We start from the raw sequence: 8862 nt of genomic DNA on the forward strand, positions 1-8862 counted from the left end.
CACCTTCATGAGGAGTTGGTCGGATGAGCGAGGCCATTCAAGCCCCTGCCGAGGAAACCAACATCCTGACCGGCATCGATTTCGGTAGCGACCAGCCAGAGGGACAGGCGCAAGCGCCTTCGCCCGAAGCGCCGCGCCACGAGCCTGGAACGCCGGGAACCGAAGCCGAGCAGGAAGCTCAGCAGGTCGAGCGCAAGACGGAAGAGCCTGCGTGGTTCTCTCGTCGCATCGGCGCAATCACAGCCAAGCGACGGGAAGCCGAGGAACGGGCCGCGCAGGCTGAACAGGAGTTGGCAGAATATCGCCGGGCTCTTGCCGCAGCTCGTGGCGAGGAAGAGTCGCGCCAGCCGGAAATGACGCCTGACCAGATACGTCAGCAGGAACGCGAAAGCATTGCTACGCAGGAAGCCCAGCGGCGGGACGTTGAAGACTTTGGTGCCGCAACCGTGAAGGTTGCAGACGCACTGGCTGCACTCCATGGCCGCGAGGCGATCACTGCGGCTACACAATCGCTTATCGAACGATCCGGGCTGGATTTCGCTGATCGTGGCCATCAGCAGATCATCCGCGATATTTCAGAATTGCCCAATGCTGGCCAGGTGTATTATGCTCTGGCCAACGATCCAGACGCGGCAAGCGCGCTGCTCGATGCTCCCGAGCGCAGACAGTACGCCATGTTGCAGAAGTTCGCTGACGGGCTGACCAAGGCCGAGACGAGCGCGAAACAGGCGGAAACTCCTGCACCTCGTCCCGCGCCTCAGATATCCCGGACGCCTGCTCCTGTAGCCGCCGCCACGGGTTCGGCACGCGCCGTTACTGGCGGCCGTTCTCTGTATGACCCGAGCCTGTCAGCAGAGGATTTCGCCACCATGCTCAACAAGCGCAGTTGAGCAAAGCCGAGGGGCTTTAAACCGACCGTTTCCCGGTATCGAATAACCGGGCGCCAACGGGCGCGACAGCCACGGGTGGTTTCCGGTCGTAACCGGCACACGTTCTGACGCAAGTCGAGAGCGGGACACGAGGCGCACAGGCGCCATGCGTGAGAACCCAACCCGTGGCAAACAATCTTATCAATAACCAGATGATTACGAAGATGGCCCTTGCCATTCGTCGTAACCAGAATTCCCTCGTGCAGAATGTCGACCGTTCCTATCAGGATCAGTTCGCCCAGAATGGCGGCAAGATCGGCGATACTGTCAACGTTCGCCTGCCGAACGATAACGTGGCGATCCAGGGCGCGGTCGTTAACCCGCAGAGCATGCAGGAGCGGTCCATCCCGCTGACGATCAGCTCGCGCTGGAATACGTCGCTCTCGTTCACCACCCAGGATCGTACCCTGAAGGTGGACCGCTTCGCTGAACGCTACGTCGCGCCCTCGGTCAACGTGCTTGTCGGTGCCCTGGCTGCCGATCTGATCGGGCTCTCGCTTCAGTTCTCGAACCTCGTTCGCAATACTGACGATCAGGGCAACACGATCACGCCGTCCTCGAACACCTGGCTCCGCGCGAATGCGATCCTGTCCGAGTGTAACGCTGAAGCGGCCAATCGCTACGCCATCCTCGATCCTCTGTCCGAGGCCGACACCGTTGCGGGGCTGATGGGCATGTTCAACCCCGCCGGCGAGATTTCGGACATCAACCGATCGGGCCGCATGGGCTCGCGTCTGCTCGGCGTTCAGGGGTGGATGCAGGACAATACGGTCATCGTGCATCAGACTGGTTCCTATGACGGTCAGGCCACGTCAACGGGAGCGGTCAACTCGTTCACGCCGACAGGTCAGGTTGTGCCGTCGAGCAACATCAGTGCTGTTGCCTCGCCGCATATGTCTCTGATCTCGGTCAGTGCTGTGAACGGCGGTCTGAACGCTGGCGACATCATCACGATCACCAACGTCAACCGCGTCAACCGTGTGACCAAGCAGTCTCGCGCCATTCCGATGCAGTTCGTGGTGGCTCAGAACGTGGCATCAGGCGCGACCTCGATCCCGATTATGCCCGCACTGATCCCGCCCAATTCGGACGGCAGCCCGGCGCTTTACCAGACCGTTGATTCGGCCCCGGCGAGCGGAGCCAAAGTCAACCTGATCGGCAAGGCTGGCGAGGTCACGCGCCGTAACTTCATCTACCACAAGAAGGCGATGACGCTTGCGACGGTCGATCTGGAAATGGTCACGGGCGCAACGATCGATTGCGGTCGTGACAACCTCGACGGCATCAGCCTGCGCACACTGACCTACTATGACGGCCCGGTCGACGTGCGGGGAACACGTATGGATCTGCTTTACGGCAAGGCCATGCTTCGCCCCGACTGGGGCGTGATCGTCCCGTCTCCCACGGATGACGGGTTCTGATGCGGTATCCGCGCTCAATTCTCTCGCCTGACGGCTGCACATTCGTGACCGTCAGGGACGCAGAGCAGGAGGCGCGGGTTCGCGCTCGTCTCGAAGGGCGCCCCGAGCCTGCGGGCAAAGGGCGCCCGCCCCGGACTGTGATGCGCCCGAAAGGACGTTCGTCCAATGTCAGAAAGCCTTAGCAGCGCCCCTGGCGTGCGGGGATATCTCGTTTCAGATCTCGTCGGTATGGCGCTTGAACAACTCGGGATCGGTGTTGGTGGCGTCAATATAGACCCGCAAGGCATCAAATCCGGCGTCATGCATCTGAACATGATGCTTGCACAGTGGCAGCGCCGTCACTGCCTCGTGCCGAACCTCGTCGACCTGTCAGTCGTATCGAGCGGCGCGAGCGTTTATTATATCGGCCCGGGCGGTGATATCGACACTCCCGCACGGCCTTCTCAAATTAACGCCGCTTATGCACGACTGCTCACCAACGGACAGGCTGTACAGCAGGGTGATTTCTCGCCTGTCGATTTCGCCGGTGGTGATTTCGACACTGGCAATGACGGCCTGTCGACTGGCAACCCTATCGATTACGCGCTGACAGAAATCCCGTCTTATGAGGATTATGCCTCGATCGGTCTCAAAGGCCTGCGGACCTGGCCGAGCTACTTCTTTTATAATCCGACCTTCCCGCATGGCGAATTGCGCGTATGGCCTATTCCGGCTGGCTCAGTCTGGGAATTGCACGTTATCGCTTCCGAGCCGCTTCCGGCCACCCTGTCAGAGAACGATGCCATAAACCTGCCCCCGGAATACTGGGACGCCATCATGTGGTCGCTCGCCAAGAGGCTGGCGCCGTCCTACGGGCAGGAGCCGAGCCCGACTGTGGTGGCTGAGGCGCGCGGGGCTCTCGCCACAATCAGAACTGCAAACCTCAAAACCCCTACCCTCGGAATGCCCGCAGCCCTCACCGCTGGCGGCGCGCCGTTCTACTGGCCCGGATTGGAGATCCAGAAACTATGAAGCGCCTCATCCTCCTGGCGGGACTGTGCGCTCCCGCCGTTGCTCTGGCACAGTCAGTGCCCACAATGAACCCGCGCGTGACTCTTGCCGGACCGAACGGGCTGAATGCAGCCATGGCGACGAAAGCAGATACCAGCAAACCTGTCATTTCGAACCCGACAGTCTCGGGCCCCACTCCCTCGGTCGATAACGTGGATACGACTGCATCCGCCGACCTTGGCCGGTGGCGGTGGACCAACAACAACGGCACGTTCGGCCTCAGCGCAGTGAATGACGCTCAATCGGCGATCAATTCGGTTTTGTCCTGTACCCGCAACGGGGCCGTACCGACCGGATGCACGTTCTCGGTTCCGATCACGACCCCGGACGGCGTTTTCGGACAGCCCCTTACCGGTGATATTCTTGGCACATGGCCAAACCTGTACCTTGCGCCGAATGTCACCGTGACGGGCGGGATCACGCTTGCAAACTCGTCCTCGCCGCAGCTTACGCTCCAGTCGACGCTTGCGGCCAATCCTGTGACTTTCTGGCAGGACAAAAGCGGAAACGGCAATTTCTCGACCAATTCCAGCAGTTCGGTCTTCGCGTTTTACACAGCCAACGGTGCGCTCGAAGTGCATGACACGGGAACCGGTGGAGCGGGTAAGATCAACCTGTATGGTCAGGGTGATACCATCCCGGCATCGGTATGGCAGGATACCGGAGGGGGGCTATATATGTCTCCCGGCTCCACCAATGGCAGCACGTCCATCTATTCGAACGGCACGGGCGGGATCGCTCTTTACGGCAATCACGTCCAGTTGCATGGAACCGCATCGGGTGGAACAAACGGCGCGGTTCTCGATTTCTTCGGGCCGGGGCAGTCCAGCCCCGCGTCGATCTGGCAGGACCAGTATTCGAATATGTATGTAGCGTCCCAGGTCGGGAATAGCTGGGTGAATATCCAGGCTGCCGGGACGGGCTATGTAAGCATCCAGAGCCCGATACGGAACGGCAAGATGCCCACATCCGCCCCGTCTTCAGGTACGCATTTCGTCTGCGTTGATGATGCTGGCGATCTCTACCGGAGTGACACTTCATGTCGATGATCAAAGGCGCGCTCGCAGGTGTCGCAGTGTTGTTTGCCGCAGGGACTGCCTATGCTGAGCCCGTTTTGTCCGGACCTCTTATCCAGTCTGTGAACACCGATCTCTCCCGCTATAAGGGTGGGGAGCAGGTGCGCATGATCGTCACCCTGTCGAACAAGACAGGGGCGCCATTCACCGGCACGATTACCGGCACCGTCACCGGTCGAGGCGTGCAGGTCGGCAGTCCCGTGGCAGCCACGGTTACGGCCCTTCCAGCGGGCGGCACAGCAACGGCGGAGTTGCGTTTCCCGTCCAGCCAGACAAACTGGCAGGGATATTTCGTCAGTCTGGTCGCCGCCGATCAGAACGGGCACCAACTCGACCAGGAAGGCGGTGCATTCGATATCTCGTCCGATTGGTCGACCTACCCGCGTCAGTGCTGGGTTGTGGGCGCCTATACCGATTGGGGCGGGTGGAAGCCACCGTTCTTCTCCGGCGCGCAGGCCGATCTTCAGAGCCTGAACGCCTACAAGTGCAATAACCTGCAATTCTACAACATGCTCTATCGCTGGCATAAGCCGTGGGTCAGTGGCGCGTCGTGGATCAATGGCGACGGGCAGAACATCAGCACCGACCTGATCAAACAGCATGTCGCCGCCGCAAAGTCGCTGCGCATGGGCACGTTCATGTATATGCCGGTCTACGGGGCGAATTACGGCATCGCGCCGGATTTCACGAAAGACGGCTCGGGTGCCCAGCTCTCCTGGGGGATGTTCACAAGCGCATGCGGCGCCAATGGCGGCTCGTGTCAGATCAGCGATCTTTGGACGTATAACGACAAGATCGCCTACATGAACCCGAACAACACCGCGTGGCAGGCGTATTGGGGGCAGCAGGCGGAACTGATGCGCCGGCGTCTTGGTTTTGACGGGATGTTTGCGGATACCTACGGCACGATTTATCGCGCTTTGTGGGACGCCTCAGGTAATCGCATCATCATGGATACGGCCTACTCGTCGTTTCTGAACACGGTTGCCGGATACATGAACGGCCCGATTATTCTCAATCCGGCAGGCTCGTATCTTGAGCAGGATCTCGTACAGTCTCTTCGTGAGGCTTATCATTTCGTGGAGCGCTGGAACAACCCGACCGATATCGGCAATTTTGGCACATTCCTGACCAAGGCACAGCAGGTCTGGGGATGGGCCAGTGCAGCGGGGAAAAAGCAGTCTCTGGGGCTCGACTGGGACATGGGCATGAACAAGACCCTTGGCGCATCCGGTTCATGCACGATCAACGGCGGGTCAACGAAATGCACGTTCAACACGCCGGGCGTGCTCTATCAGGAAGCGGCCATGCTCGCGACCGGCGCGCACCATGCCTGGATCGTGGACGGTCAGCAGAACCAGGGCGACGGCGCACGTTTCATCAGCAACGACGATTTCCCTGTCGGCAACATGCTCAGCCCCAAGGCGGACATGGTGCAGGGCGAATATGACTATCAGACGTTCGGGGTGGCTTATGAAAAGCTCCTGCGCCTGAACATCAGCGCTTCAACAGCCGCGGCGCCCTCGATCACCTCCGGCGCAACGGGAAGCACGACAGCAGCGGCTGGCTCGGTCTGGATGTTCCAGAACCATCGTTCGGGTTTCGATATCCTGCACCTGCTCAATTACCAGCAGATGAGCAGCGCGTCTTTCTCTGACGTGAACGACAACGCAGCCAATGCCGCCGCACCGACGACAACGGGTGCCTTGCAAGTCAAGATGTACGTCACCGCAGGCGGCACGCTTGGGAACCTCTACACGGCCAGCCCGGACGTGAACCACGGGGCGCCTGTTAGCCTGACCTATGCTACCGGCTCGGATAGCTCGGGCAGCTATATCACCTTCACGCTGCCTTCCCTCGCCTATTGGGATATGGTCTGGCTCGAAAACGGCCTTTCCTCCAGCGACTATGTGACGCCCTGATGGCGCGCATTAATCTCACCGGGGGATCGTATCAGGCGCGATCCCTCGCAGCTTCCGCACAGCGCTGCCTCAACCTGTATCCGGAGCCCTTGCCGCAGCAGCAACAGGAGCCAATCCAGTTTGCGCACTACCCGACGCCCGGAACCCGCGCATTTTCCACACCTGAAACCGGCGCGGTTCGCTGCCTCTATCAGTCCAGCCAGGGCGATCTTGTCGCCGTAGTCGGGTCGGGAGTTTACGTCACCACCGCAGCCGGCAACGCAACGAAGATCGGCACCATCTCGGGCGGAACCGGTCAGGTCAGAATGCAGGACAATGGGCTGACGCTCTTTATCGTCGACGGGACGCCAAAAGGTGGCTGGTATTGCTCGATCCCGCAAAAGCCGAGACAGGGCGAATACGGCACGCTTACCCGGATCTCCGACCCGGCCTTCTATGGTTCCAGCACGATTTCCGTGCTCGATACATTCTTTCTTTTCACAAATCCCGGCACGACAAACTGGTATGTGTCGCCGGCCAATTTCACGGATGAGGCCACGACGCCATTCGACTCCCTCTATGTGGCAAGCAAGACAAGCTATCCCGATACCATCATGGGGGTGGATGTCGTCGGACAGACGATCTGGTTGTTCGGCACGCAGGAGACTGAACTCTGGTACACGTCCGGCGCGGCCGATTTCCCTTTCCAGCGCATGCCCTCTCTGACGATCAGTGCGGGCTGTATTGCGCCTTATTCCATATCGTCAAACGGCGATGCCGTGATCTGGCTTGGCTGCGACAACATGGGACTACCTCGCGTTTATATGGGACGCGGCACGGAAGCGCAGGCCATCAGCACGTTTGCAATCGATAACGCTATCCAGGGGTACGGTGACGCAGCCGACGCGATCGGCTCCCTGTATCAGCAAGGCGGCCATGTTTTTTACGTTCTGAGCTTTCCCCGGACAGGTGCAACATGGGTGTACGATCTGTCGGTCGGGCTCTGGCACGAGCGGTGCTCGCTCGACAGCAGGACGCTCACAGAAACCCGCCTCCGGGCAAATGCGTGGGCGAATGCCTACGGGAGAGTCTTTTGCGGGGATTACGAGACCGGTGCGATTTGCGAAGTCACGCTCGATCTCGATACCGAGGCTGGAGTGCCGATCAAGCGGCAGCGAGCGTGCCCCCATGCAATCGGTGACGGCAGGCGTATGATTCACCGCAAACTGATGCTCGACATGCAAAACGGAAGTGGTGCAACCGTGCAGGTCGACTGGTCCGACGATCGGGGATCGACATGGAGCCATCCGTTTTTGCAGATGCAATTGGGAACAACCGGTAACGCATGGCCGACTGTCTGGCGTCTCGGAATGGCGCGTGACCGGATCTATCGATTGACCTGGACGGGTGGACAGGGAGCCGCGCTGATGGGCGCTTTTCTGGACGTGGATACCGTATCGTCATGAGCGAAACCAAACCCGCCAATTACTACATGCCCTATTATTCGGGGCCCGTAACAGACAGCAAAGGCAATGCCACCCCTGCATTTACCCGCTATCAGCTCGCACTGTTCAACCGGACGGGCAAGGAGCAGGGCATGGATGCCGTCTATGACACGCAACAGATCACGCTTGCACTGGACACGGCCAATAAAGCCGAAGCGGACGCGCAGACAGCCATAAGGAATGCAGCAACGGCTCAGGCGGCAGCAGAAGCAGCGGCGCAACAGGCCGCCGATGCCGAAACGGACGCTCTTGCGGCGCAATCGGCAGCAGCCCAAGCGGAAGCAGACGCGCAATCTGCTTTGAAGGCAGCACAGGACGTGCTAGTAATGACCTTGCTCACGTCCAGCAGCCTCACGGCAAAGACGGGTCAATCTTTAGATGATGCGGCGCTACTGTCCGCACAAAGTCAGATATGGCCGTCACTTCTCTTGCAATCCAGCCAGGCATAAACCTGAGCGCATCCTCGCAGGTTGTCGCTACCGGTAGCGGATCCTCAACGACAATCACCACCGCCGTTATCGCCAATCCGGGCACGGCAGCGGTCGTTCTATCGGTCAGCGTGACGCGCAAAGGCGGGGGATCGTTTCCTGTCATCGTTGGGCGCTCGATCGCGGCGAACAGCAGTTCGATCCCCGCCGAACTGGCCGCGTTTTCACTCGCCAACGGCGATACGATCAGCGCAACAGGGAACGGCTTGTCGATGATCCTCAACGGGTTCGTCGTGTCATGAAATGGCGCACCCGGCAGATATACGGCTTTCCCGTGCCACACTGCGCAGAGGTCTTTTCCCGCTTTGGGGCAGTTGCCGTCTTTATTCCCGTAGCGGGGCATGACGCATGGGAGGTGCATGTCTCGTCACGGCCAGACGCGAACCGCCGCTCTGTGATGGTTGCATTCCGCCAGTTCCTTCGACGTTGGAGCGCGCGTCATCCGGGCGTTGCGCTCTATGGCCCGATCCGGCGCGATAATGCCCCTGCCCG

At 60.0% G+C, this 8862-nt stretch carries 8 protein-coding genes; all 8 read left to right on the plus strand.

Going from position 1 to position 8862, the window contains the following annotated elements:
- Positions 1-23: 23 nt before the first annotated feature.
- The 8 genes from NF685_RS11570 (at position 24) to NF685_RS11605 (ending at position 8612) form a co-directional block, all read left to right on the plus strand.
- Positions 24-890, plus strand: coding sequence for a hypothetical protein (locus NF685_RS11570; protein WP_252849729.1), 867 nt, complete (start codon positions 24-26; stop codon positions 888-890).
- A 164-nt stretch (positions 891-1054) separates the two neighbouring features.
- The gene (locus NF685_RS11575) at positions 1055-2350 is read left to right on the plus strand and encodes a P22 phage major capsid protein family protein (protein ID WP_252849730.1); all 1296 of its coding nucleotides are present in this window, start codon (positions 1055-1057) and stop codon (positions 2348-2350) included.
- A gap of 165 nt (positions 2351-2515) precedes the next feature.
- On the plus strand, positions 2516-3361 hold the full coding sequence (locus NF685_RS11580; protein WP_252849731.1) for a hypothetical protein: 846 nt from the start codon (positions 2516-2518) through the stop codon (positions 3359-3361).
- Positions 3358-4449, plus strand: coding sequence for a hypothetical protein (locus tag NF685_RS11585; protein WP_252849732.1), 1092 nt, complete (start codon positions 3358-3360; stop codon positions 4447-4449). Before NF685_RS11580 ends, NF685_RS11585 begins: the two co-directional genes overlap by 4 nt.
- Positions 4440-6398: a glycoside hydrolase family 66 protein gene (locus NF685_RS11590; protein WP_252849733.1), complete on the plus strand. Its 1959-nt coding sequence runs from the start codon at positions 4440-4442 to the stop codon at positions 6396-6398. The genes NF685_RS11585 and NF685_RS11590 overlap by 10 nt, the downstream gene beginning before the upstream one ends.
- Complete coding sequence (locus tag NF685_RS11595; RefSeq protein ID WP_252849734.1) at positions 6398-7843, plus strand: packaged DNA stabilization protein; 1446 nt, start codon at positions 6398-6400, stop codon at positions 7841-7843. Before NF685_RS11590 ends, NF685_RS11595 begins: the two co-directional genes overlap by 1 nt.
- Complete coding sequence (locus NF685_RS11600; RefSeq protein ID WP_222547566.1) at positions 7840-8331, plus strand: hypothetical protein; 492 nt, start codon at positions 7840-7842, stop codon at positions 8329-8331. The genes NF685_RS11595 and NF685_RS11600 overlap by 4 nt, the downstream gene beginning before the upstream one ends.
- Positions 8295-8612 (plus strand): hypothetical protein, encoded by a 318-nt coding sequence (locus NF685_RS11605; RefSeq protein ID WP_252849735.1) that lies wholly within the window; start codon positions 8295-8297, stop codon positions 8610-8612. Before NF685_RS11600 ends, NF685_RS11605 begins: the two co-directional genes overlap by 37 nt.
- Positions 8613-8862: the final 250 nt, after the last annotated feature.

It is taken from the genome of Asaia lannensis NBRC 102526 (assembly GCF_024054035.1).
Lineage (GTDB): Bacteria > Pseudomonadota > Alphaproteobacteria > Acetobacterales > Acetobacteraceae > Asaia > Asaia lannensis.